The organism is Salmonella sp. SAL00653, from assembly GCF_046552515.1.
In the GTDB taxonomy this organism is placed as follows: domain Bacteria; phylum Pseudomonadota; class Gammaproteobacteria; order Enterobacterales; family Enterobacteriaceae; genus Salmonella; species Salmonella enterica.
Map to the genome: position 1 here is coordinate 110057 of NZ_JBGDTY010000010.1, position 23725 is coordinate 133781.

General features: G+C 52.8%; 25 protein-coding genes. 15 read left to right on the top strand and 10 right to left on the bottom strand.

Annotated features, from left to right (window positions below; all coding sequences use genetic code 11):
- Positions 1-7: 7 nt before the first annotated feature.
- The 13 genes from ACLJRU_RS13295 to ACLJRU_RS13355 all read left to right on the top strand — a co-directional run bounded on the left by ACLJRU_RS13295 (position 8) and on the right by ACLJRU_RS13355 (position 12217).
- Complete coding sequence (locus ACLJRU_RS13295; RefSeq protein WP_001259135.1) at positions 8-298, top strand: YbjC family protein; 291 nt, start codon at positions 8-10, stop codon at positions 296-298.
- The gene (nfsA, locus tag ACLJRU_RS13300) at positions 282-1004 is read left to right on the top strand and encodes a nitroreductase NfsA (protein WP_000075298.1); all 723 of its coding nucleotides are present in this window, start codon (positions 282-284) and stop codon (positions 1002-1004) included. Before ACLJRU_RS13295 ends, nfsA begins: the two co-directional genes overlap by 17 nt.
- 57 nt (positions 1005-1061) lie before the next feature.
- Positions 1062-1964 carry a 30S ribosomal protein S6--L-glutamate ligase gene (gene rimK, locus ACLJRU_RS13305; RefSeq protein WP_000684361.1) on the top strand — a complete coding sequence of 301 codons (903 nt, stop codon included), beginning with the start codon at positions 1062-1064 and terminating at the stop codon, positions 1962-1964.
- 96 nt (positions 1965-2060) lie between these two features.
- The gene (locus ACLJRU_RS13310; RefSeq protein WP_000624809.1) at positions 2061-2537 is read left to right on the top strand and encodes a YbjN domain-containing protein; all 477 of its coding nucleotides are present in this window, start codon (positions 2061-2063) and stop codon (positions 2535-2537) included.
- 348 nt (positions 2538-2885) lie between these two features.
- A complete protein-coding gene (gene potF / locus ACLJRU_RS13315; RefSeq protein WP_000125769.1) occupies positions 2886-3998 on the top strand; it encodes a spermidine/putrescine ABC transporter substrate-binding protein PotF in 1113 nt (370 codons plus the stop codon).
- Positions 3999-4085: 87 nt separating this feature from the next.
- Positions 4086-5219, top strand: a complete 1134-nt coding sequence (gene potG / locus ACLJRU_RS13320; protein ID WP_011264233.1) for a putrescine ABC transporter ATP-binding subunit PotG — start codon at positions 4086-4088, stop codon at positions 5217-5219.
- Between the two features lie 9 nt (positions 5220-5228).
- Entirely contained in the window at positions 5229-6182 is a 954-nt protein-coding gene (potH, locus tag ACLJRU_RS13325; protein ID WP_000105453.1) for a putrescine ABC transporter permease PotH, read from the top strand.
- Entirely contained in the window at positions 6179-7024 is an 846-nt protein-coding gene (potI, locus tag ACLJRU_RS13330) for a putrescine ABC transporter permease PotI (protein WP_001061629.1), read from the top strand. The genes potH and potI overlap by 4 nt, the downstream gene beginning before the upstream one ends.
- A gap of 73 nt (positions 7025-7097) precedes the next feature.
- Positions 7098-7571 carry a YbjO family protein gene (locus ACLJRU_RS13335; protein ID WP_000505788.1) on the top strand — a complete coding sequence of 158 codons (474 nt, stop codon included), beginning with the start codon at positions 7098-7100 and terminating at the stop codon, positions 7569-7571.
- 42 nt (positions 7572-7613) lie between these two features.
- Positions 7614-8744, top strand: coding sequence for a 23S rRNA (uracil(747)-C(5))-methyltransferase RlmC (gene rlmC, locus ACLJRU_RS13340; RefSeq protein WP_001149779.1), 1131 nt, complete (start codon positions 7614-7616; stop codon positions 8742-8744).
- 282 nt (positions 8745-9026) lie between these two features.
- Positions 9027-10370 carry a PTS sugar transporter subunit IIC gene (locus ACLJRU_RS13345; RefSeq protein ID WP_000399323.1) on the top strand — a complete coding sequence of 448 codons (1344 nt, stop codon included), beginning with the start codon at positions 9027-9029 and terminating at the stop codon, positions 10368-10370.
- A gap of 29 nt (positions 10371-10399) precedes the next feature.
- Positions 10400-10720 (top strand): PTS sugar transporter subunit IIB, encoded by a 321-nt coding sequence (locus ACLJRU_RS13350; RefSeq protein WP_000655399.1) that lies wholly within the window; start codon positions 10400-10402, stop codon positions 10718-10720.
- Positions 10721-10729: 9 nt separating this feature from the next.
- Positions 10730-12217, top strand: a complete 1488-nt coding sequence (locus ACLJRU_RS13355; RefSeq protein ID WP_000644018.1) for a sulfatase — start codon at positions 10730-10732, stop codon at positions 12215-12217.
- Between the two features lie 217 nt (positions 12218-12434).
- Here the strand turns inward: ACLJRU_RS13355 and artJ are convergent, their stop codons facing one another.
- The 6 genes from artJ to ACLJRU_RS13385 all read right to left on the bottom strand — a co-directional run bounded on the left by artJ (position 12435) and on the right by ACLJRU_RS13385 (position 17015).
- A complete protein-coding gene (artJ, locus tag ACLJRU_RS13360; RefSeq protein WP_000737538.1) occupies positions 12435-13166 on the bottom strand; it encodes an arginine ABC transporter substrate-binding protein ArtJ in 732 nt (243 codons plus the stop codon).
- 235 nt (positions 13167-13401) lie between these two features.
- Positions 13402-14070, bottom strand: a complete 669-nt coding sequence (gene artM / locus ACLJRU_RS13365) for an arginine ABC transporter permease ArtM (protein WP_000895396.1) — start codon at positions 14068-14070, stop codon at positions 13402-13404.
- The gene (artQ, locus tag ACLJRU_RS13370) at positions 14070-14786 is read right to left on the bottom strand and encodes an arginine ABC transporter permease ArtQ (RefSeq protein ID WP_001001677.1); all 717 of its coding nucleotides are present in this window, start codon (positions 14784-14786) and stop codon (positions 14070-14072) included. The genes artM and artQ overlap by 1 nt, the downstream gene beginning before the upstream one ends.
- A 6-nt stretch (positions 14787-14792) precedes the next feature.
- A complete protein-coding gene (gene artI / locus ACLJRU_RS13375; protein WP_000756588.1) occupies positions 14793-15524 on the bottom strand; it encodes an arginine ABC transporter substrate-binding protein ArtI in 732 nt (243 codons plus the stop codon).
- A gap of 17 nt (positions 15525-15541) precedes the next feature.
- Entirely contained in the window at positions 15542-16270 is a 729-nt protein-coding gene (gene artP, locus ACLJRU_RS13380) for an arginine ABC transporter ATP-binding protein ArtP (RefSeq protein ID WP_000027186.1), read from the bottom strand.
- Between the two features lie 229 nt (positions 16271-16499).
- Entirely contained in the window at positions 16500-17015 is a 516-nt protein-coding gene (locus ACLJRU_RS13385; RefSeq protein ID WP_001270724.1) for a lipoprotein, read from the bottom strand.
- Between the two features lie 127 nt (positions 17016-17142).
- Between ACLJRU_RS13385 and ACLJRU_RS13390 the strand changes: the two genes are divergently transcribed.
- Positions 17143-17466 carry a heavy metal-binding domain-containing protein gene (locus tag ACLJRU_RS13390; protein WP_001160725.1) on the top strand — a complete coding sequence of 108 codons (324 nt, stop codon included), beginning with the start codon at positions 17143-17145 and terminating at the stop codon, positions 17464-17466.
- Entirely contained in the window at positions 17463-18293 is an 831-nt protein-coding gene (locus ACLJRU_RS13395; RefSeq protein ID WP_001202283.1) for an N-acetylmuramoyl-L-alanine amidase, read from the top strand. Before ACLJRU_RS13390 ends, ACLJRU_RS13395 begins: the two co-directional genes overlap by 4 nt.
- Here the strand turns inward: ACLJRU_RS13395 and ACLJRU_RS13400 are convergent.
- The 4 genes from ACLJRU_RS13400 to poxB form a co-directional block, all read right to left on the bottom strand.
- Positions 18290-19303 carry an NAD-dependent epimerase/dehydratase family protein gene (locus ACLJRU_RS13400; RefSeq protein ID WP_001539588.1) on the bottom strand — a complete coding sequence of 338 codons (1014 nt, stop codon included), beginning with the start codon at positions 19301-19303 and terminating at the stop codon, positions 18290-18292. The genes ACLJRU_RS13395 and ACLJRU_RS13400 overlap by 4 nt on opposite strands.
- Before the next feature lie 95 nt (positions 19304-19398).
- Positions 19399-20832, bottom strand: coding sequence for an SDR family oxidoreductase (locus ACLJRU_RS13405; RefSeq protein WP_001539589.1), 1434 nt, complete (start codon positions 20830-20832; stop codon positions 19399-19401).
- A gap of 10 nt (positions 20833-20842) precedes the next feature.
- Positions 20843-21844, bottom strand: coding sequence for a low-specificity L-threonine aldolase (ltaE, locus tag ACLJRU_RS13410; RefSeq protein ID WP_000566422.1), 1002 nt, complete (start codon positions 21842-21844; stop codon positions 20843-20845).
- Between the two features lie 38 nt (positions 21845-21882).
- The gene (gene poxB, locus ACLJRU_RS13415) at positions 21883-23601 is read right to left on the bottom strand and encodes a ubiquinone-dependent pyruvate dehydrogenase (RefSeq protein WP_023234768.1); all 1719 of its coding nucleotides are present in this window, start codon (positions 23599-23601) and stop codon (positions 21883-21885) included.
- Positions 23602-23725: the final 124 nt, after the last annotated feature.

Genomic DNA, 23725 nt, shown 5'->3' on the forward strand with positions numbered 1-23725 from the left:
GCTTGATATGCGCACGATTGGCGTGTTACCCAAAAGCGTACTGATACTGGAATACCTCGGTATGATTTTGCTGGCGTTTGCTCTGCTATCGCTTAATCATTACCTTACGCTGCCCGCGCCGTTCAATACGCCGCTGGCTGGCGTATTGATGGTTTTCCTGGGCGTCGTGTTGATCCTCCCCGCCGCGGTGGCGATGATGTGGCGTATTGCGCAGTTACTGGCGCCGCAGTTGATGAAACGTCCACCCGACATTTCTTCCCGTTCAGATAGAGAAAAGCATAATGAGTCCGACCATTGAACTTCTTTGTGGCCATCGTTCTATTCGCCATTTCACCGATGAACCCGTGACTGACGCGCAGCGAGAGGCCATTATTGCCGCCGCGCGCAGCACGTCCAGTTCCAGTTTTTTACAGTGCAGTTCTATTATCCGTATTACCGATCGGGCGCTGCGCGAGGCGTTAGTGCCCCTGACGGGCGGGCAAAAGCATGTGGCGCAGGCCGCTGAGTTCTGGGTATTTTGCGCCGATTTTAATCGTCATTTGCAGATCTGTCCTGACGCGCAGTTGGGGCTTGCCGAACAACTGCTGCTCGGTGTCGTCGATACGGCGATGATGGGGCAAAACGCGCTGACGGCGGCGGAATCACTGGGGTTAGGCGGCGTGTATATCGGCGGCATCCGTAACAATATTGAGTCTGTTACCGAACTATTAAAATTGCCGAAGCATGTATTGCCGCTCTTTGGCCTGTGTTTGGGATGGCCTGCGGATAATCCGGATCTGAAACCGCGCCTGCCTGCCGAGCTTGTGGTTCATGAGAACCAGTATCAACCGCTTGATGAAAAGCTGCTGGCGCTCTATGACGAGCAGTTGGCTGAGTATTATCTGACCCGCGGCAGTAATACGCGACGCGATACCTGGAGCGATCATATCCGTCGCACCCTGATTAAAGAAAATCGCCCATTTATCCTTGAATATTTGCATAAACAGGGCTGGGCGACGCGCTAAAACCTGCGGGCCAGTGTATGATACGCGGGCTTTTCAGGGTTTTCAGCGAGGTGCAGGGTGAAAATTGCCATATTGTCCAGGGATGGAACGCTCTATTCTTGCAAACGTCTGCGCGAAGCGGCGATGCGGCGCGGCCATCTGGTCGAGATACTCGATCCTCTTTCCTGCTATATGAATATTAATCCGGCTGCGTCGTCGATCCATTACAAGGGGCGTCGTCTGCCCCATTTTGACGCCGTTATTCCCCGTATTGGTTCGGCCATTACCTTTTATGGTACCGCTGCGCTACGTCAGTTTGAGCTACTGGGTAGCTATCCGCTGAATGAATCCGTCGCTATTACCCGCGCGCGCGATAAGCTGCGATCGCTACAACTTCTGGCGCGCCAGGGGATCGATCTTCCCATTACCGGGATCGCCCATTCGCCGGATGATACCAGCGATCTTATTAAGATGGTTGGCGGGGCGCCGCTGGTCGTGAAGCTGGTAGAAGGCACGCAAGGGATCGGCGTGGTATTGGCGGAGACGCGTCAGGCTGCTGAAAGCGTTATTGATGCGTTTCGGGGGCTCAATGCCCATATCCTGGTTCAGGAATACATTGCCGAAGCTAAAGGATGCGATATTCGTTGTCTGGTCGTCGGCAATGAGGTTGTGGCGGCGATTGAGCGGTGCGCGAAAGCCGGTGATTTTCGCTCCAATCTTCATCGTGGCGGGGTGGCCAGCATCGCGACGATCACGCCCCGTGAACGGGATATCGCCATCAAAGCCGCACAGACGCTGGGGCTGGATGTGGCGGGTGTCGATATTTTACGCGCCGCGCGCGGGCCGCTGGTGATGGAGGTGAATGCCTCGCCGGGACTGGAAGGTATCGAAAAGACTACGGGCGTGGATATCGCGGGGCGAATGATTCAGTGGATAGAACGTCACGCTACGCCTGAATTTTGCCTTAAAATCGGCGGCTAATCGCAATCGTGGATTCCGCCGTAGTACGAAGCACGCTTTTTGCGTAAGCTGTGTCGGTAATTTTTTCATCGTCATCGTAAGAGGTAGCACATTATTATGATATCACTGGTCGTTCCCACTCTGGATACGTTGCGTCAATGGCTCGACGACCTGGGCATGAATTTCTTCGAATGTGATACCTGCCAGGCGCTGCATTTGCCGCATATGCAGAATTTTGACGGCGTCTACGATGCTAAAATCGATTTGGTGGACAACACCATTCTTTTTTCCGCGATGGCGGAGGTCAGGCCTTCCGCGTTGCTGCCGCTGGCGGCCGATCTCTCTGCTATCAACGCCAGTTCGTTGACGGTAAAAGCCTTTCTCGATATGCAGGATGATAATCTACCAAAACTGGTTGTGTGCCAGTCTTTATCCGTTATGCAAGGAGTCACCTACGAACAGTTCGAATGGTTTGTTCGCCAAAGTGAAGAGCAGATTTCTATGGTGATCCTTGAGGCCGGGGCGCATCAGCTTCTGTTTAACGCGGAAGAAGACGCGCAAAAAAACAGCGCGGTTGACCATTTTCTTCACTGATCCCTCCCGATAATCAGGCAGTCGCTGCCAGCGCGGCTGCTGTTTACGTTTTTTTATGCTGCCGTTAACCTTTATTTAAAGAATTATTCACCTCCTTTCTGACCATTTCGCTTTATCACATAGACAAAACCTGCATAAAAAATTGATAAAAGGCGTTTTTTAATCTGGGCTATAGCCTCGAACCTTAGCTAAAGTTATTCTTGCGAAGCTTCTATAGCGAGCTTGATGGCAGGGAGGGTGACCTCTCTTCTTCATTTGTATCAAATGAAAAGGTATGCACATTTCAGGCATGTTTTAAACCACGCCTAATGGGTTCATTTGTTAACGGATTTCAGAAGGAAAGCGATGATGACCGCCTTAAAGAAAAAATGGCTATCGGGTCTGGTTGCGGGTGCTCTGATGGTCGTCTCTGTCGGCACGCTCGCTGCCGAACAAAAAACGCTGCACATTTATAACTGGTCAGATTATATCGCGCCGGACACGGTGGCGAACTTTGAAAAAGAGACCGGGATTAACGTTATCTATGATGTCTTTGACTCTAACGAAGTGCTGGAAGGCAAGTTAATGGCAGGCAGCACCGGGTTCGATCTGGTGGTGCCATCGGCCAGTTTTCTTGAGCGCCAGCTCACCGCGGGCGTTTTTCAGCCGCTGGATAAAAGCAAACTTCCCGGCTGGAAAAACCTCGATCCTGAACTGTTGAAACTGGTAGCGAAGCACGATCCTGACAACAAATACGCCATGCCCTATATGTGGGCCACGACGGGCATTGGCTATAACGTTGATAAAGTGAAAGCGGTGCTGGGGGATGATGCGCCAGTGAATAGCTGGGATTTAGTCCTCAAGCCGGAAAATCTGGAGAAGCTAAAAAGCTGCGGTGTCTCTTTCCTTGATGCGCCTGAAGAAATTTTTGCCACCGTGCTGAACTATCTGGGTAAAGATCCGAATAGCAGCAAAGCGGATGACTACACCGGCCCGGCAACCGATCTGTTGTTGAAGCTACGGCCAAACATTCGCTATTTCCACTCCTCGCAATACATTAACGATCTGGCTAATGGCGATACCTGTGTGGCCATCGGCTGGGCGGGCGATGTCTGGCAGGCCGCTAACCGAGCGAAAGAGGCGAAAAATGGCGTCAATATCTCTTTCTCGATCCCCAAAGAGGGGGCAATGGCGTTTTTTGATGTGTTTGCCATGCCGGCTGACGCCAAAAATAAAGACGAGGCCTACCAGTTCCTTAATTATCTGCTGCGCCCTGATGTGATTGCCCATATTTCCGATCACGTTTTCTACGCCAATGCGAATAAAGAGGCGACGGCGCTGGTCAGCCAGCAGGTGCGCGATAACCCGGGAATTTATCCGCCGGCGGATGTGCGGGCCAAGTTGTTTACCCTGAAAGTGCAGGAGCCGAAGATTGATCGCGTCCGCACCCGCGCATGGACGAAGGTGAAAAGCGGTAAGTAATTTATTAACGGTATGGCCTGATAAGCGTGCGCTATCGGGCATTCCACCGTTTGTATCGTTTGATTGTGTTATGCCGGAGAGCGCCTTGTGAATGATGTCCCCCACCGCCCGCAGGTGAAAACCCGTAAAGCGCTGACGCCGCTTCTGGAAATTCGCAACCTGACGAAGTCATTCGACAGGCAACATGCTGTCGATGATGTCAGTCTGACTATCTATAAAGGCGAGATTTTTGCCCTGCTGGGCGCGTCAGGTTGTGGAAAATCGACTCTGCTACGGATGCTGGCAGGTTTTGAACCGCCGAGCAGCGGGCAAATTATGCTCGACGGCGTCGATCTGGCGCATGTTCCGCCGTATCAGCGTCCGATTAATATGATGTTTCAGTCCTATGCGTTGTTTCCGCATATGACGGTAGAGCAGAACATCGCTTTTGGTCTGAAGCAGGACAAACTGCCGAAGGCGGAGATTACCAGCCGCGTCAATGAGATGCTGGGTCTGGTGCACATGCAGGAGTTTGCAAAACGTAAGCCGCATCAGCTTTCCGGCGGTCAGCGCCAGCGCGTGGCCCTGGCGCGCAGCCTGGCGAAACGTCCTAAGCTGCTCTTGTTGGATGAACCGATGGGCGCGCTGGATAAAAAATTACGCGACCGGATGCAGCTTGAAGTGGTGGATATCCTTGAGCGCGTCGGCGTGACCTGCGTCATGGTGACGCACGATCAGGAAGAAGCGATGACGATGGCGGGGCGCATTGCCATCATGAACCGTGGAAAATTTGTGCAAATTGGCGAACCGGAGGAGATTTACGAGCATCCGACGACCCGCTATAGCGCCGAATTTATCGGATCGGTAAATGTTTTTGAGGGCTTACTGAAAGCGCGTGAGGAGGACGGTCTGGTCATTGACGCGCCCGGTTTGGTTCATCCGTTAAAAGTCGATGCAGATGCCTCTGTCGTTGATAATGTGCCGGTATATGTGGCGCTACGTCCGGAAAAAGTCATGCTGTGTGAGTCGCCGCCTGCCGATGGCTATAATTTCGCCGTCGGCGAAGTGGCGCATATTGCGTATCTCGGCGATCTGTCTATTTATCATGTGCGGCTAAAAAGCGGGCAGATGATCAGCGCTCAACTGCAGAATGCGCACCGTTACCGGAAAGGGTTACCGACCTGGGGCGATGAAGTGCGTTTGTGCTGGGAAGCGGATAGCTGCGTGGTCCTGACGGTATAAGGGGGAAACATGAGCACACTTGAACCTCCGGCACGCATCAGTAAACCTGGCGGCGCGGCGCTATGGTTGGCGCGAATGCAAATGAAACATGGGCGTAAGCTGGTTATTGCTTTGCCCTATATTTGGCTCATTCTGCTGTTTTTACTGCCGTTTCTTATCGTCTTTAAGATAAGCCTGGCGGAAATGGCGCGGGCGATCCCGCCGTATACCGATCTGCTGGAATGGGCTGACGGTCAGTTGTCGATTACGCTCAACCTCGGCAATTTTTTGCAACTGACCGACGATCCGCTCTATTTCGAAGCCTATCTGCAATCGTTACAAATTGCCGGTATTTCCACAATCTGCTGCCTGCTGTTGGGCTACCCGCTGGCGTGGGCGGTGGCGCACAGCAAGCCCTCCACGCGCAATATCCTGCTGCTGTTGGTGATTCTGCCCTCGTGGACGTCTTTTTTAATACGCGTCTATGCCTGGATGGGCATTTTGAAAAACAACGGTGTGCTGAACAATGTGTTGCTGTGGCTAGGGGTTATCGATCAGCCGCTGACGATCCTGCACACTAACCTGGCCGTCTATATCGGCATTGTTTATGCTTATCTGCCGTTTATGGTACTGCCCATTTATACCGCATTGACGCGCATTGATTATTCGCTGGTGGAAGCGTCGCTGGATCTCGGCGCCCGACCGCTGAAAACATTTTTTAGCATCATTGTCCCGCTCACCAAAGGCGGAATCATCGCCGGCTCGATGCTGGTTTTTATCCCGGCGGTGGGCGAGTTCGTGATCCCGGAACTGCTTGGCGGGCCGGACAGTATCATGATTGGTCGCGTCCTGTGGCAGGAGTTTTTCAATAACCGCGACTGGCCGGTGGCTTCTGCGGTCGCCATTATTATGTTGCTGCTGCTGATAGTACCGATCATGTGGTTCCATAAACATCAGCAAAAAAGTGTGGGGGAGCACGGATGAATAACTTACCGGTCGTTCGCTCGCCCTGGCGCATTCTGATTCTGGTGCTGGGGTTTACTTTTCTCTATGCGCCGATGTTAATGTTGGTGATTTACTCGTTTAACAGTTCGAAGCTGGTGACGGTGTGGGCGGGATGGTCGACGCGCTGGTATGGCGAGCTCTTTCGGGATACCGCCATGATGAGCGCAGTGGGACTAAGCCTGACAATTGCCGCCTGTGCGGCGACGATGGCGGTGGTGCTCGGTACTATTGCTGCGGTGGTGATGGTGCGATTTGGACGATTTCGCGGCGCAAACGGCTTTGCGTTTATGATCACCGCGCCGCTGGTGATGCCGGATGTGATTACCGGGCTGTCGCTGCTGCTGCTGTTTGTCGCGCTCGGTCATGCTATCGGCTGGCCCTCCGATCGCGGGATGCTGACCATCTGGTTGGCGCATGTCACTTTCTGTACCGCCTACGTGGCAGTGGTGATCGCTTCGCGATTACGCGAACTGGATCGTTCGATTGAAGAGGCGGCGATGGATCTTGGCGCGGCGCCGTTGAAGGTCTTTTTTGTCATTACGTTACCGATGATCATGCCAGCGGTGATCTCGGGCTGGCTGTTGGCCTTTACGCTTTCCCTTGACGATCTGGTGATTGCCAGCTTCGTTTCCGGTCCCGGCGCCACCACGCTACCGATGCTGGTTTTCTCCAGCGTGCGCATGGGCGTGAACCCGGAAATCAACGCGCTGGCGACGTTAATCCTCGGCGTGGTAGGAATCGTCGGATTTATTGCCTGGTACCTGATGGCGCGAGCGGAAAAACAGCGGATTCGCGATATCCAGCGTGCAAGACGCGGCTGAAGCCACTAAAATCTTCCTCTATGGCAATGCGTTGCCGCGCGGGTCGCGGCATCATTTTCAGGGAAGACATTCATTGGGATTTATAAAGCAATCAACCTCATCACATGCCCGTTTAAATGTGCCTACGCTGGTGCAGGTTGCGGCTATGGCGATTATTTTGATTCGCGGTCTCGATGTGCTGATGATTATGAATACCCTCGGCATACGCGGGATGGGCGAGTTTATTCATCGCAGCGTGCAGACGTGGAGCTTAACCCTGGTCTTTCTGGCAAGCTTAGTGCTGGTCTTTGTTGAAATTTATTGTGCGTTTTCGCTGGTGAAAGGCCGTAGCTGGGCGCGTTGGGTGTACCTGGCGACACAAATTATTGTAAGTGGGTATCTGTGGGCGGCGTCGTTAGGCTACGGGTATCCGGAGTTGTTTAGCATCGCGGGAGAATCGAAGCGTGATATCCTGCATTCCCTGGTCATGCAAAAACTCCCCGATCTTTTAATTCTGTTTCTGCTGTTTATTCCCGCTCCCAGCCGTCGGTTCTTCCGGCTGCAATAATGTGTATAATCGTCGCCCCGGATAATATGAAGGTTTTTTGGTATGCAGTGCGCACTCTATGACGCGGGTCGCTGCCGTTCCTGTCAATGGATTACGCAGTCGGTTAACGAACAACTTTCCGCAAAAACAGCCGATTTACATCGTTTGCTCGCCGGGCTGCCTGTTGAACAGTGGTGCGCGCCGATTGGCGGCCCGGAACAGCATTTCCGCAACAAAGCGAAAATGGTCGTGAGCGGTAGTGTAGAAAAACCGCTCTTCGGGATGCTGCATCGCGACGGTACGCCGGTCGATCTTTGCGGCTGCCCGCTGTATCCCGCCTCCTTTGCCCCCGTATTCAGCGCGCTAAAACCTTTTATTGCCCGTGCTGGACTCACGCCTTATAACGTGGCGCGAAAACGCGGCGAACTGAAATACCTGTTGCTGACGGAAAGCCAGTTCGATGGCGGTATGATGCTACGCTTCGTGTTGCGTTCAGAAACCAAACTTACGCAACTGCGCGCGGCGTTACCGTGGCTGCGCGCGCAACTGCCGCAGCTCAGAGTGATCACCGCAAATATCCAGCCGGTACATATGGCGATTATGGAAGGGGAGACGGAAATCTACCTGACGGATCAGCAGGCGCTGGTGGAACGTTTTAACGATGTGCCGCTGTGGATTCGCCCGCAAAGTTTCTTTCAGACCAACCCTACGGTCGCCAGCCGATTATATGCAACGGCGCGCGATTGGGTAGGGCAACTGCCGGTACGCCATATGTGGGATCTTTTTTGCGGAGTGGGCGGATTCGGCCTGCACTGCGCGACGCCGCAGATGCAATTAACCGGTATTGAGATCGCGCCGGAGGCGATTGCCTGCGCGAAGCAATCCGCTGCCGAGCTGGGATTGACCCGCCTTCATTTCCAGGCGCTGGATTCCACCCAATTCGCCATCGCACAAGGCGAAACGCCCGACCTGGTATTGGTGAATCCTCCCCGCCGCGGCATTGGCAAGCCGTTGTGCGATTACCTTGCACAAATGGCGCCGCGTTTTATCATTTATTCAAGCTGTAACGCGCAGACGATGGCGCAGGATATTCGCCATCTGCCGAACTACCGTATTCAACGTGTTCAGCTTTTCGATATGTTCCCGCATACCGCGCATTATGAGGTTTTAGCGTTACTGCGCAGGTCAATATAATATATTCACAGTATTTATTTTTATCCCTTAACTATTTCATAAAAATAATAAATACAACCAATTGATTATTTAATTCAATTGGTTGTATTTATATATTATCCTATTTTTGCAAATCAAATCACAAATAATCACTTTAAATCTTTTAATGACTATTTTTGATTATTACAGTGCGTGTAAGGCAAAATCAGACAAGGTGGTTTATCGGGTAACTTTCAATAGCATCAGCGAAGCAATACGTAACGTCAGTAAAGGGGTCAATCATGACAACGAATAGGCACGCTTATGGAGGGCGTTCAGACGATGTTTGCCAAATTTATAGATGTTATTCAAACGTTTTTAACTGAACCGGCAATATTAATTGGGATATTAGTCGGTGTTGGCTATGCGCTGGATAAAAAGACGCCTATAAAAATTATCACCGGTATGATCAGCGCGATGGTCGGTTTGATGATGGTGTTATTTGGCGGCTTTCAATTTTCAGCTACTTTTAAACCGGTTGCAGAGGCAGTCAGCAAGGCTTATGGCGTGCATGGATACTTAATGGATTCATACGCCATGAAAGCCGCGACGCAAATAGCGCTGGGCGATAATTTCGGCTATGTAGGATACGTTTTTGTATTGGCGTTTTTTACTAACCTGTTATTAGTTTTATTTGGCCGTTATACCGGCGCAAAAGGTATATTTCTTACCGGTAATACCGGGGTCTCTCATTCACAGGCAGTACTGTGGTTAATCGTCTTCTGGCTGGGGTTCGGTTGGGTACAATCCATTGTAATTGCCGGGGTATTGACCGGGGTCTTTTGGGCGTTTTCAACTACACTTATTGTTAAACCCATCGCCAAAGTGACCAATAACGCCGGTTTTACCATTGCGCATAACCAGATGCTGGGACTGTGGTTTTTCTCGAAATTCGCGCATAAATTCGGCGATCCGGAAAAGCATGACGCCGAAAACCTGAAACTTCCCGGTTGGTTAGCCATTTTTAACCACAACGTGACGGCAATCGCCATTGTGATGACGCTCTTCGTTGGCGGTTTTCTATTGGCGACAGGGATCGATAACGTACAGTTAATGGCGAAAGGCAAACCCTGGTATATCTATATCATCAATCTGGGCCTGCAATTCTCTATGTATATGGTCATCTTGCTGCAGGGCGTGCGGATGATGGTTGGTGAAATTAACGGTTCGTTTAAAGGATGGCAGGATCGCTTTATTCCTAACGCCATACCGGCTGTGGATGTTGCTGCTTTATTACCTTTTTCGCCTAACGCGGCCACGCTGGGATTCGTCTTTTGTACTTTCGGCACGATTTTTTCCATGGGCATTCTGCTGCTCATCCATAGCCCTATTATGGTACTGCCTGGTTTTGTTCCGCTCTTCTTTTCCGGCGGTCCCATCGGCGTATTAGCCAACCGAATGGGGGGATATCGTTCCGTTATTATTTGTACTTTCCTGTTAGGGATTATTCAGACTTTCGGTACGGTATGGGCCATTCCTTTAACCGGGCTGGCAAAAGAAGGTGTGGGCTGGACAGGAATATTTGACTGGGCGACTCTGTGGCCTGCAATTTGTGAATTACTGAAATTTATTGCTTCAACGTTCCATCTTGGTCCTTATTCCATTTAATTGATTCGGTTTATATAAAGGATTTTATTATGAAAGATTCTGTAAATATTTTATTCGTATGCGGTTATGGTGTAGGCAGTAGCGTAATGTTACAGACTGTTGTTAAAAAAGCGTTAGCAAAATATGACTTCTCTTTTGATATGGAGCATACGGCAGCGGGAGAGGTCGGTGGATTTACCGACTGGGCAGATATTTATGCGATTTCGAAAAAATTGCTTGATGTTGTTAGCCTCGATCCTAAACACGGACAATATCTCATTCCCATTGAAAATATCATGGATGGCGAATCAATAGGTAAACAGATTTACGATGTGGTAGAGAAAAATTTTCCGCACCTGCTCAACAAATGAGGGTGAGTCATGAAAGCGATTATTCTGCTGTTTGACAGTCTGAATAAAAACTATTTGCCGCCCTATGGCGATTTGCTAACGAAAGCGCCTAACTTTCAACGCCTGGCGGCACATGCCGCCACCTTTGACAATAGTTATGTCGGCAGTATGCCCTGTATGCCAGCCCGTCGGGAACTGCACACCGGGCGCTATAATTTCCTGCATCGTGAGTGGGGGCCGCTGGAACCCTTTGATGATTCCATGCCGGAATTATTGAAAAAAGCGGGGATCTACACCCATCTTATCAGCGATCATCTGCATTACTGGGAAGACGGCGGCGGTAACTACCATAACCGCTATAGCTCCTGGGACGTAGTACGCGGTCAGGAGGGCGATCACTGGAAGGCGAGCGTTGGCGAGCCGCCCATTCCGGAAGTACTGCGCGTTCCACAAAAACAAACCGGAGGCGGCGTTTCCGGGCTATGGCGTCATGACTGGGCGAACCGCGAATACATCCAGCAGGAAGCCGATTTTCCCCAGACGAAAGTTTTTGACGCCGGGTGCGATTTTATCCATAAAAATCATGCCGAAGATAACTGGTTATTGCAGGTTGAGACGTTCGATCCGCATGAGCCGTTTTATACCACCGAGGAATATTTATCGCTCTATGACGATGAGTGGCAAGGCCCGCATTATGACTGGCCGCGCGGCAAAGTCAGTGAAAGCGAGGAGGCGATAGCGCATATTCGCTGTCGTTATCGGGCCCTGGTTTCCATGTGCGACCGCAATCTGGGACGTATCCTTGATCTGATGGATGAACACGATCTCTGGCGCGATACGATGCTGATTGTCGGTACCGATCACGGCTTCTTGCTGGGGGAGCACGGTTGGTGGGCTAAAAATCAAATGCCCTATTATAACGAGGTGGCGAATAACCCGCTGTTTATCTGGGACCCGCGCAGCGCGGTATGCGGAGCGCGACGGCAGTCGCTGGTGCAGATGATTGACTGGGCGCCAACGCTACTGGATTATTTTCAGCAACCTATTCCCGCAGATATGCAGGGCCAACCGCTGGCGAAAGTCATTGCCAGTGATGAACCCGTCAGGGAAGGCGCGCTGTTTGGCGTGTTTAGCGGACATGTTAATGTTACCGACGGACGCTATGTTTATATGCGGGCCGCGCAGCCGGGGCGTGAGCATGACATTGCGAACTACACGTTAATGCCGATCAAGATGAATGCGCGTTATGACGTGGATGAACTGGGAAAATTATCTCTGGCGCCTCCGTTTAAATTCACTAAAGGGCTTCAGGTATTACGTATTCCGGCCAGGGAAAAATATAAAGGTGTGAATAGCTTTGGTCATCTCTTGTTTGATCTCAGAGACGATCCGCAGCAGCAACATCCTATTCATGATGAGGCCATCGAAGCAAGGATGATCAACTTACTTATCCGTTTGATGAAAGAAAATGATGCTCCGGCGGAGCAGTATCGCCGTCTGGGTCTGGATGTTATCTAAAACGTAACAATGTTGTAAGCCGGGTACGCGTCAGCGTCACCCGGCAAGTATTAGTCCGAATCGCCTGTTGATGCAGGCGTTTGAGACTGATGACAAACTGTAGAATGCTCAATGGCGCTGCGCTTATCAGGCCAGGATAGTTTCCGATGGCGGCCCGTGGGCTGAATAAGGTATTTATACTGCCATTTCGCAACACGGTGGGCTAATCACATATGTCTTACTGCGGGAACCACTGATCGCTAATTTTCTGATAAGTGCCGTCCGCTTTAATGGCGGCCAGCGCATTATTCAGTTTTTCCAGCAACGCCTTATTGTCCGGGCGCACCGCGATGCCAAGTCCGGTACCGAAGTATTGCGGATCGGTCACTTTCTCTGTTGCCGGACCCAGTTGCGGATTCGTTTTCAGCCACTCATTGACCACTGCGGTATCGCCAAAGACGCCGTCAATACGGCCATTTTTCAGGTCGATAATCGCATTCTGGTAGCTGTCGTAGGCCACGGTTTTGACCTCCGGATGTTTATCCTGGAGATATTTTTGATGCGTGGTGCCATTTTCCATACCGATACGCTTACCTTTTAGATCGGTAAAGGTTTTATAGGTGTCTTTTTTGGCAATCACCAGCGCGGAGTTCGCATAATAGGGATTGCTAAAGGCGACCTGCTTACTGCGCTCCGGGGTAATGTCCATTCCGGAAATGACGGCATCATATTTTCTGAATTTCAGCGCCGGGATAAGACTATCGAAAGCATGATTGGTAAAAGTACATTCTGCCTGCATTTGCTTGCATAATGCGGTTGCCAGATCGATATCGAAGCCCACAATTTTATTACTCGCATCCAGGGATTCAAACGGGGGATAGGTGGCGGAAACCCCGAAATTGATTTTTTCAGCGGCGATGCTGCCAGTGGCGAAAGAGGCGAGTAATGCAGCCAGAACTAACTTTTTCATGATGTCACTCCCGTAATCTTATGATTATGCGCCGTGTCTGCGGCATAGATTTACAATGCCATTAATTGAATTTATATGCAATAAAAATGATTAAATATTTTAAAATGGATAAAAAAGACGGACAGGTTAACCACTTGTCCGTCAGATTTATTCAAAATTATGCATCGTAGGCTTGATAAGCGCAGCGCCATCTGACCATTGTCGAACGGAGGCGAGAATGCCTTATCCTGCCGGGTTAATTGCGCCGCTCAAACGCCAGGGCTTTACGCTCAATCAAACGCATCATCAGCGTCAATAGACCGTTGACGACCAGGTAAATTACGCCTGCCGCGCCAAATACCACCACATCGTAGGTACGACCATAGAGCAACTGACTGTACCCCATGACTTCCATCAAGGTGATGGTATAGGCCAGCGAGGTACTTTTGAAGACCAGTACTACCTCATTAGAATAGGAGGAGAGGGCGCGTTTAAACGCATAGGGCAACAAAATCGCCAGCGTATCTTTCTTACTCATCCCCAGCGCGCCACAGGACTGCCACTGACCTTCCGGAATCGCGCGAATCGCGCCATAAAATAGCTGCGTCGTGTAAGCGGCGCTGTTTAGCGACAACGCGATCAGTGCGCACAGCCACGGTTCAGACAGTAGATGCCAGAGTAGTGGATACTCTTGCAGGGTCGGGAATTGACCGGGTCCGTAGTAGATTAGGAAAATTTGCACCAACAACGGCGTACCGGTAAACAACGTGATATAGCCGCGCACCAGCCACACCACGAACGGCGTTTTTAGCGTCAGGATAATGGTAAAAACTAACGCCAGCACCAAAGCGACGGCAATAGAAGCCACGGTCAGCGTCAGGCTGGTGTGTAGCCCTTTTAGCAGTTCAGGTAAGTACTCAAGCATTAGTCCGGCCTCCGCTCAAAACGTGTCGCGCGCAGGTCTATGCGTTTGAGAATGTACTGACTGATCAGCGTAATGACCAGGTAAATAGCCGCCGCAATAATGTACCAGTTAAACGGTTCCTGGGTGCGTGTGGCAATACTTTTGGTCTGCAACATCAGATCGTTAACGCTGATAAGGCTGACCAGAGCCGTATCTTTTAGCAACACCAGCCACTGATTACCCAGCCCTGGCAGGGCGTGACGCCACATCTGCGGCATCACCAGACGGAAAAAAATCGCCGTCTTTGATAATCCCAGTGCCTGACCCGACTCCCACTGACCAGACGGAACGGCTTTCAGCGCGCCGCGTAGCGTCTGCGACGCATAGGCCGCATACAGCAGGGACAACGCAATCACGCCGCACAGGAACGGACTGACGTCAAAGTTCTCAATCTCCATTTGCACCGGGATCTGCGTAAAGCCGAGATGGAGGGTAAACCCGTCAGACAGCGTAAGCAGGAGTTGCGAGGAGCCGAAATAGATAAACAGCACCACCAGAATTTCCGGCAGGCCGCGCAAAATAGTGACCAGCGCGGAGCCTATCCAGGCAATCGGGCGCCATTTTACGGACTCCCAGACGGCAAAGAACATGGCTAACGCGAGGCCAATGATCAGCGCACAGACGGCAAGGCCGACGGTCATCCCGGCGGCGCTTGCTAAAGGAAAAAATTCGTTCATCAAAGATTACTTCTGGAACCATTTGTTATAGATGGTCTCGTAAGTCCCATCTTTCTTCACTTTTTCCAGCGCAGTATTGAATTTCTGCTGCAGCTCGGTGTTGCCCTGACGTACCGCGATACCCAGGCCGGTGCCGAAATAATCTTTATCGGTGACTTTATCGCCGACCGGCGCCAGCTTAGGATTGGCTTTCAGCCATTCGGTCACGACCGCCGTGTCGCCGAAAACAGCGTCGATACGGCCATTTTGTAGATCCAGCTTCGCGTTCTGATAGCTGTCATACGGTACGGTGGTGATTTCCTGATGCTTATCCATGATGAATTTCTGGTGCGTCGTACCGTTCTGTACGCCGACTTTCTTGCCTTTCAGTTGATCAACGCTGGTGTATTTGCCCTGCTGACCCACGAACAGCGCGGAGTTGTCGTAATATGGCGTGGTAAACAGCACCTGCTTTTCACGTTCCGGCGTGATATCCATTCCCGCCATTACAGCGTCGAAGCGGCGGAATTTCAGGCTGGGGATCAGGCTGTCGAACGCCTGATTGGTAAAGGTACAGGAGGCGTCGATCTCTTTACATAGCGCGTTGGCCAGGTCGACGTCAAAGCCGACAATCTTGTTATTAGCATCCATCGATTCGAACGGCGGATAGGACGCTTCGGTCGCAAAACGAATGGTCTGGGCTGCTGTAGCGGAAAGGCTAAAGCCTGCAATTAGCGCGGCAATCAGAACTTTTTTCATTGTCATTGTCCCGAATCTTAGTGAGAGAGATAGTTTTTGAACGCTTCGGTCTGAGGGTGGGCAAAGCAACCCGCATCACCGTGCTCGACGATGTGACCATTTTCCATATAAATCACACGACTGGCGGTCTTACGCGCCACTTCGACTTCATGCGTAACGATCACCTGAGTAATGTTCGTTTCCGCCAGCTCATGAATAATGCTGACGATTTGAGCGGTAATTTCCGGGTCCAGCGCGGCGGTCGGTTCATCAAACAGCAGCACCTGCGGCTCCATCATCAGCGCGCGGGCAATCGCGACGCGCTGCTGCTGACCGCCGGAAAGGTGCAACGGATAACGATCGCTATAGGGCTTCAGACGTAAACGCTCCAGCAGCTTTTCTGCGCGCGCCAGCGCCTGATCTTTTGTCAGACCCAGTACGCGGCAGGGCGCTTCAATCAGATTCTGCACAACGGTGAGATGCGGCCAAAGATTATATTGCTGAAAGACCATTCCGACATTTTGACGTAGCTCACGAATCGCCTTATCGGACGGCGTTTTCGTAAAGTCAAAATGGTTCCCGGCGATAGTCAAAGTGCCGGAGCGCGGCATCTCAAGCAGATTGAGTACACGCAGCAGCGAACTTTTACCCGCCCCGCTTGGGCCAAGCAACACCAGCGTTTCGCCTTCGGGGCAATCCAGCGTGATATCGAACAGCGCCTGATGCGCGCCGTAAAAGCAATTAATGCCGTTTAATTGAATACTCATTGACACTCGTATACTGGCAGTCTGATAGCTATTGAAGCCGCAGATAGTACCTTTCGCAGAATAGTTATGCAATATTTATGCGTTAAAAGTTAAATATATCCCACATTCTTCCCTAAACATAGCACAAAATAGCAGGAGGAATAGTAGGTAAGAAGAATTGTCGGCATCCCGGGCAGAATGCCAGACAATTTACGGGGTTATGGGTGCAAAAGCGGGGGAATACTGTCTGTTAACGGTTTTCTATCGACTGGCGCAGCGTACCGGCAGGGGCATGGACATCTCCGCCCAGATAGCGAACGTCGTCAATCACCCAGCATGAGCCTTCGTGAATCATAAGCACTTCATCCTGCCAGCTTTGATCGCCTTGTTTTAACGCCACCCGCAGAGGAATGTTGCGCGCATCTCGGTTCGGAATGGTTGATGCGCTGGCGACGTTGGCGCTATCCGGCAGCGTAGCGCGGCTGGAGAACAGATCGCCGCTCATCAACTGGCGGTGCTCCGTATCGCGGCTGGCGTCGGTCAACAATTTCGCCAGGTTATCACTCAAGTAGGGGCGAAGCGCGGCGATATCATTGCTGTGGTGTTGAATACGGTAGTCGTAAAATTGTTGAGCCACGCTGTCCGGGCCGCCTTCCACACACGCGCCGATACGCGGGCCATTATCTTTGTAGGCGGGAGTGACGGTCGTACAGGCGCTAAGCAGAAGCGCGCACGGGATGAGCAAAGAGAGTTTAGAATAGCGCATGATGATTTCCTTATAGGCGATCGAGCAAAAACCGATCTACGATAATCAATTATATCCTTTCAATGATAGCGTATCAGCTTGATAATGCGTTTGAGATCGTGTGCTTAGCTAACCCGGGAGATTCACTATGCAGTTTTCAACAACCCCAACGCTGGAAGGACAAAGCATCGTGGAGTATTGCGGTGTGGTAACGGGCGAAGCCATTTTAGGCGCCAATATTTTCCGCGATTTTTTCGCCGGCATTCGGGATATCGTCGGCGGACGTTCCGGCGCGTATGAGAAAGAGCTGCGTAAAGCGCGTGAAATCGCTTTTCAGGAACTTGGCGAGCAGGCTAAAGCGTTGGGCGCCGATGCGGTGGTAGGCATCGATATTGATTACGAAACTGTCGGCAAGGATGGCAGTATGCTGATGGTCAGCGTCAGCGGAACGGCGGTGAAAACGCGCCGATGAGAGCGCTACTGTGGCTGGTGGGTCTTGCGTTGCTGTTAACAGGCTGCGCGAGCGAAAAAGGAATTATCGATGAAGAGGGATATCAGCTTGATACCCGACATCGGGCGCAGGCGGCCTATCCGCGCATTAAAGTCCTGGTGATTCACTATACGGCGGAAAACTTTGACGTTTCGCTGGCGACGTTAACGGGCCGCAACGTCAGTTCGCATTACCTGATTCCCGCAACCCCGCCATTATATGGCGGTAAACCGCGCATCTGGCAACTGGTGCCGGAACAGGATCAGGCCTGGCATGCGGGCGTCAGTTTCTGGCGAGGCGCCACGCGTCTCAATGATACGTCTATTGGCATTGAGCTGGAAAATCGCGGCTGGCGAATGTCCGGCGGGGTGAAATCTTTCGCGCCGTTTGAATCCGCGCAAATTCAGGCATTGATTCCGTTAGCGAAGGACATTATCGCGCGCTATGACATCAAACCGCAGAATGTGGTGGCCCATGCGGATATCGCGCCGCAGCGTAAAGACGATCCCGGCCCGCGCTTCCCGTGGCGCGAGCTGGCGGCACAGGGGATTGGCGCCTGGCCTGACGCCCAGCGTGTGGCGTTTTATCTGGCTGGACGCGCGCCGTATACGCCAGTCGATACCGCAACGGTGCTTGCGTTACTCTCGCGCTATGGCTATGAAGTCAAAGCCGATATGACGGCGCGCGAGCAACAGCGGGTGATTATGGCGTTCCAGATGCACTTCCGTCCGGCGCAATGGAACGGTATCGCAGATGCCGAAACGCAGGCGATTGCCGAAGCATTACTGGAGAAGTACGGCCAGGATTAACGCGGTAAATTTCCGTGATCGCGCAGCCAGGCGGCGGTGCGCTCAATGCCTTCGTCCAGCGTGATGATGGGCTGGTAGCCCAGCTCGTCCTGCGCGCGAGTCGTATTGAGCGTAAAATCAAAATTCAGTTTTGACACGCCGTAATGCGTTAGCGGGGGCTCTTTGGCGGATTTTTTGCCGAAGCGCTCCATACTGCGGGCGATCATATCCAGCATCGGGTAAGGCACAGAGCGAATGCGGCAGTCGATAGTCAGTTCATCAATTAACTTTTGTACGATGCTGCGTAAGGTGCGGTTTTCGCCGTTAGTGATGTTATAAGCGCGGCCAGAAGGCAGATGATCGCAGCCCGGCTGGCTGGCCAGCCACATGGCGTGGATCGCATTTTCATAGTAGGTCATATCGACCAGCGCGCTGCCCCCGTGCGGTAATAAGACGCTACCGTAATGGTGCATCATATGCGCCAGACGTGGGATAAATACTTTATCGTGCGGGCCAAACAGGCTTTGCGGACGCAATACCGTAAAACGTGTTTGCGGATTGGCCTGCGCCAACAGATTAATCACCTCTTCGCCAGCGGCTTTGCTGCGGGCGAACTCATTGGCAAACCGATGCGGACGGAAATCTTCTTTGATATCACGGTGATGGTGGTAATCAAAATAGAGCGAGGGAGAGGAGATATGAATAAAATTGCGCACGCCCCAGGCGACCGCCCATTCTCCCAGACGGCGGGTGGCGCGAACATTCGCCAGATCGAAAGCCTGTTGGGTTCCCCAGGGCGAGGTAAAGCTGGAGCAGTGCCACAACGTGTCGATCCCGGCAAGCATCACTTTAGCCTGCGAGGAGACCAGTTCGGTTAAATCCGCATGGACGAATTCCGCGCCCATTTTTTCAAGCAGCTTGCCCATCGCTTCATTGCGACCCGTCGCTCTGACGCTGATGCCTTTATTGCGCAAAAATTCAACCGCGTTTCGACCTAAGCCGCTGGTGGCGCCGGTAACCAGTACCTTCATATCAATCCACTGTGTTTAATAAACCGTCGTGCGCATTCTTCCGTGAATTACGTCGGTATGCAATGGGAAACACGAAAGAATACAGCAACTTTTTCTCATTTTTCTGTGATTTGTTCTGCAAGTCGGGCAATACGCCTTGCCATTCCCCGGAAAATAAACAGGTGCGCCGGGATCATCAGTAGCCAGTAAATCAGGCCCGGCATTCCGTGTGGATGCCACCAGGCGCGCACGTCAATTTCGCGGTAGCGGCCTTTATCGTGCAGCGTGAAGCTAAGCCGCCCCAGACCCGGCGCTTTCATGCCAAACAAGAGCGTGAGCTGTTTTTCTGGTTCGACAATGATCACTTTCCAGCTATCTACCGTATCGCCAGGCTTGAGCAAGGTATGCGACGGGCGGCCTTTCGCCAGTTTATGCCCCACCAGACGGTCCATCGCGGCGCGCGTCTGCCACAAAATATTGCCGAAAAAATAGCCCTCTTTGCCACCCAGCCGATTTACGACCTGCCATAGCGCCGATAGGCTGGCCGGGGTCTGCGCGGTAAAGCCCGCCTGCTTTGGAAAATAGCCGTATTCGGGACGCCAGCGGGCGAAGGCCAGCGCGTCGTAGCCCCAGTCGCTGGAGTTCACCAGTTTTTCTTCTTCTTTCAGCGTGCGGCGAACGGCGTCATCAAAGGTGATAAGCGTTTGGGGGATCAACTTTTTTAACGCGGCGTCATCGGCCAGCAAATCGTGCCTTAATCCCTGGATTAACGCTTTTGCGGTAGTTGGCTGCACGGAGGTAATGACGTTTAAAAACCAGACCGAAATCCAGCGGGTCGGAAAAGGCACCGGGATCAGCGGACGCCGTTTACCGCTGACGGCCATAAAACGTTCAAACTGCTGCTGATAACTTAATACCTGCGGCCCGGCGGCTTCCAGAATACGATGCTCGCGAGCAGGGTGGTCCAGTAAGCCGACCAGGTAGTAGAGTAAATTTTCCAGAGCGATGGGCGTGGTGCGCGAACGCACCCAGCGCGGCGGCGTGAGTATTGGCAGGTTGTAAACCATGTCGCGCATGACTTCGAAGGCGGCGGAGCCTGCGCCGACGATGATCCCGGCGCGTAATTCCGTCACCGGTACGCCTGCGTCGCGCAGCGTGTCAGCCGTAAGCTGGCGGGCGCGCAGGTGATCGGATTGCTCATGCGCCGGTGCCTGCAGTGAACTGAGGAAAATAAGTTGTTTAACCGGCGTCTGGCGCAGCGCGTCGCGCACGTTGAGCGCCGCCTGACGCTCATGGGCGATAAAATCGCCGCCTTCGCCCATGCCGTGTACCAGATAGTAAACGGTATCAATGTCGCGAAGCAGCGCGGGTAAATTTTCCGGCCAGTGCAGATCGACCTTATGACAACTGACGTTGGCGAGGCGCTGTTTTTCCAGACGTTCGATGCGTCGCGCCGCCGCTCGCACCTGATGCCCTTGCTGACTTAGCGCAAAGACCAGGTGCTGGCCGATATAGCCGCTGGCACCGAGAACCAGAATGCGTTGCGCCACGTTGCTCTCCTTAGCGGGCTAAAAAGGCGCGCCAGTGGGCGACGACGTCGGTAAGCTGTTCGCGAGAGACATCCAGATGCGTCACCAGACGCACAATCGGCGCGGCGTTAATCAGGATATTCCGTTCCCGCAAATAGTCGCCAAGCGCGGCGGCCTGTGCTTCGCCAACGCGAACAAACAGCATATTCGTTTCGTGGCGCATGACCTCCGCGCCCGCTTCCCGAAGCTGCTGCGCCAGCCAGGCGGCGTTATCATGATCCTCTTGCAGACGCGCCACGTTATGCTTCAGCGCATACAGTCCGGCCGCTGCCAGAATCCCGGCCTGACGCATTCCGCCGCCGACCATTTTACGCCAGCGCGTCGCGCGTTTAATGTAATCGCGGTTGCCGACCAGCAGTGAACCGACCGGCGTTCCGAGACCTTTTGACAGGCAGATGGTAAAAGAGTCGCAATACTGCGTAATCTCTTTTAACTCACAGCCGTAGGCAACCACCGCGTTAAAAATTCGGGCGCCGTCAACGTGCAGCGCCAGTCCACGTTCGCGGGTAAATGTCCAGGCGTCTTTCAGATACGCGCGCGGCAGCACTTTCCCGTTATGCGTATTTTCCAGACTGAGCAAGCGCGTGCGCGCGAAGTGGATGTCATCCGCTTTAATCTTCGCCGCCACGTTCTCCAGCGGCAGCGTACCGTCCGCGGCGGCGTCGATGGGCTGCGGCTGAATGCTGCCGAGCACCGCCGCGCCGCCAGCTTCATAGAGATAATTATGCGCGCCCTGACCAACGATATACTCTTCGCCGCGTTCACAATGGCTAAGCAGCGCGACCAGATTGGCCTGGGTGCCGGTGGGTAAAAAAAGCGCCGCTTCTTTACCGGAAAGGTCGGCGGCGTAGCGCTGAAGGGCGTTAACGGTAGGGTCATCGCCGTATACGTCGTCCCCGACCGGAGCGGTCATCATCGCCTCGAGCATGGCACGGCTCGGTCGGGTAACGGTATCACTGCGTAAATCAATCATGGCACATCCCTGGATTTTAAAAGGTGATGTGCACTGTTTTACCTTAGCCAGTTCGTTTTCGCCAGTTCGATCACTTCATCGCCGCGGCCGCTAATAATGGCGCGCAGCATGTACAGGCTAAGGCCTTTCGCTTGTTCCAGTTTGATCTGCGGCGGGATCGCCAGCTCTTCTTTTGCCACGACCACGTCAACCAGTACCGGGCCGTCAATGGAAAACGCGCGCTGTAGCGCTCCGTCCACGTCTGCGGCTTTTTCCACGCGAATACCGGTAATGCCGCAGGCTTCGGCGATACGCGCGAAATTGGTGTCGTGCAGTTCGGTACCGTCGGTAAGGTAGCCGCCAGCTTTCATTTCCATCGCCACAAAGCCCAGCACGCTGTTATTAAAGACGACGATTTTTATCGGCAGCTTCATCTGTACCACCGAGAGAAAATCGCCCATCAGCATACTGAAGCCGCCATCACCGCACATCGCGATAACCTGACGACCCGGCGCGGTAGCCTGAGCGCCGAGCGCCTGCGGCATAGCGTTGGCCATTGACCCGTGGTTAAACGAGCCCAGCAGGCGGCGCTTGCCGTTCATTTTTAGATAGCGGGCCGCCCAGACGGTCGGCGTGCCGACATCGCAGGTAAAAATAGCGTCGTCAGCGGCGAAATGGCTAATTTGTTGCGCCAGATATTGTGGATGGATGGCTTTATCGCTGAGTTTGGCTAAGTCATCAAGTCCCTTACGGGCGTCCCGATAGTGCTCCAGAGCTTTATCGAGGAATTTACGATTGCTTTTTTCTTCCACCAGCGGCAGCAGGGCGCGAAGCGTGGCTTTAATATCGCCCACCAGCGCCATGTCGACTTTGCTGTGCGCGCCAATACTGCCCGGGTTGATGTCAATCTGAATGATTTTGGCATCGCTCGGATAAAAGGCGCGATAGGGGAACTGGGTGCCGAGCAGGATCAGCGTATCGGCGTTCATCATGGTGTGGAAGCCAGAAGAGAAGCCAATCAGGCCGGTCATTCCCACATCATAAGGGTTATCGTACTCAACGTGCTCTTTGCCGCGCAGGGCATGAACGATTGGCGCTTTTAGTTTTGCCGCCAACGCGACCAACTCCTCATGCGCGCCCGCGCAGCCGCTACCGCACATCAATGCGATATTGCTGGAGTAGCGCAGCAGTTGCGCCAGTTTTTTCAGCTCTTCCTCCGCCGGCGTAACGACGGGGTGCGGGGCATAGTACCAATGGGTGACGGCGTTTTCAGGCGCGGGTTTCAGCGCCACGTCACCCGGAAGTACGACCACGGAGACGCCGCGATTTAGCACCGCTTTGCGCATGGCGATGGCGAGTACCTGCGGGATCTGCTCCGGGCTGGAAACCAACTCGCAATAGTGGCTGCATTCACGGAACAACTCCTGCGGGTGGGTCTCCTGGAAATAACCGCTACCGATTTCACTGGACGGAATATGGGCGGCGATCGCCAGAACAGGGACGTGGTTACGGTGGCAATCAAACAGGCCATTGATCAGGTGCAGGTTGCCCGGTCCACATGAACCGGCGCACACTGCCAGCTCGCCGGTAAGCTGCGCTTGTGCGCCGGCGGCGAAAGCGGCGACCTCTTCGTGGCGGGTTGGCATCCATTCAATGGTTCCCATACGATTAAGACTATCGCTCAGGCCGTTCAGGGAGTCGCCAGTGACGCCCCAGATTCGTTTTACGCCAGCCTGTTCCAGCGTTTTGGCGATAAAAGCAGCAACGGTTTGTTTCATGGTTCTCCATCTCCTTAAATGTGATAACGGTTACAAGTTTAGTTGAAGATGACGATGACGTTTTTCTTTGGCGGAGAGAGGGGCGAAAGGATGAAGCGAGTGGTAAATCGCCCGGTGGCGCTAA

Bases quoted from the DNA above. Each gene is read 5' to 3' on its own strand.
- artM (WP_000895396.1), bottom strand. From the start codon at position 14,070: ATGCTTGAGTACTTACCTGAACTGCTAAAAGGGCTACACACCAGCCTG.
- potH (WP_000105453.1), top strand. From the start codon at position 5,229: ATGAGCACACTTGAACCTCCGGCACGCATCAGTAAACCTGGCGGCGCG.
- ACLJRU_RS13395 (WP_001202283.1), top strand. From the start codon at position 17,463: ATGAGAGCGCTACTGTGGCTGGTGGGTCTTGCGTTGCTGTTAACAGGC.
- ltaE (WP_000566422.1), bottom strand. From the start codon at position 21,844: ATGATTGATTTACGCAGTGATACCGTTACCCGACCGAGCCGTGCCATG.
- ACLJRU_RS13345 (WP_000399323.1), top strand. From the start codon at position 9,027: ATGGAGGGCGTTCAGACGATGTTTGCCAAATTTATAGATGTTATTCAA.
- artQ (WP_001001677.1), bottom strand. From the start codon at position 14,786: ATGAACGAATTTTTTCCTTTAGCAAGCGCCGCCGGGATGACCGTCGGC.
- ACLJRU_RS13390 (WP_001160725.1), top strand. From the start codon at position 17,143: ATGCAGTTTTCAACAACCCCAACGCTGGAAGGACAAAGCATCGTGGAG.
- artI (WP_000756588.1), bottom strand. From the start codon at position 15,524: ATGAAAAAAGTTCTGATTGCCGCGCTAATTGCAGGCTTTAGCCTTTCC.
- artJ (WP_000737538.1), bottom strand. From the start codon at position 13,166: ATGAAAAAGTTAGTTCTGGCTGCATTACTCGCCTCTTTCGCCACTGGC.
- ACLJRU_RS13400 (WP_001539588.1), bottom strand. From the start codon at position 19,303: ATGAAGGTACTGGTTACCGGCGCCACCAGCGGCTTAGGTCGAAACGCG.
- ACLJRU_RS13295 (WP_001259135.1), top strand. From the start codon at position 8: ATGCGCACGATTGGCGTGTTACCCAAAAGCGTACTGATACTGGAATAC.
- nfsA (WP_000075298.1), top strand. From the start codon at position 282: ATGAGTCCGACCATTGAACTTCTTTGTGGCCATCGTTCTATTCGCCAT.
- poxB (WP_023234768.1), bottom strand. From the start codon at position 23,601: ATGAAACAAACCGTTGCTGCTTTTATCGCCAAAACGCTGGAACAGGCT.
- ACLJRU_RS13385 (WP_001270724.1), bottom strand. From the start codon at position 17,015: ATGCGCTATTCTAAACTCTCTTTGCTCATCCCGTGCGCGCTTCTGCTT.
- potI (WP_001061629.1), top strand. From the start codon at position 6,179: ATGAATAACTTACCGGTCGTTCGCTCGCCCTGGCGCATTCTGATTCTG.
- ACLJRU_RS13350 (WP_000655399.1), top strand. From the start codon at position 10,400: ATGAAAGATTCTGTAAATATTTTATTCGTATGCGGTTATGGTGTAGGC.
- artP (WP_000027186.1), bottom strand. From the start codon at position 16,270: ATGAGTATTCAATTAAACGGCATTAATTGCTTTTACGGCGCGCATCAG.
- rlmC (WP_001149779.1), top strand. From the start codon at position 7,614: ATGCAGTGCGCACTCTATGACGCGGGTCGCTGCCGTTCCTGTCAATGG.
- ACLJRU_RS13355 (WP_000644018.1), top strand. From the start codon at position 10,730: ATGAAAGCGATTATTCTGCTGTTTGACAGTCTGAATAAAAACTATTTG.
- potF (WP_000125769.1), top strand. From the start codon at position 2,886: ATGACCGCCTTAAAGAAAAAATGGCTATCGGGTCTGGTTGCGGGTGCT.
- ACLJRU_RS13310 (WP_000624809.1), top strand. From the start codon at position 2,061: ATGATATCACTGGTCGTTCCCACTCTGGATACGTTGCGTCAATGGCTC.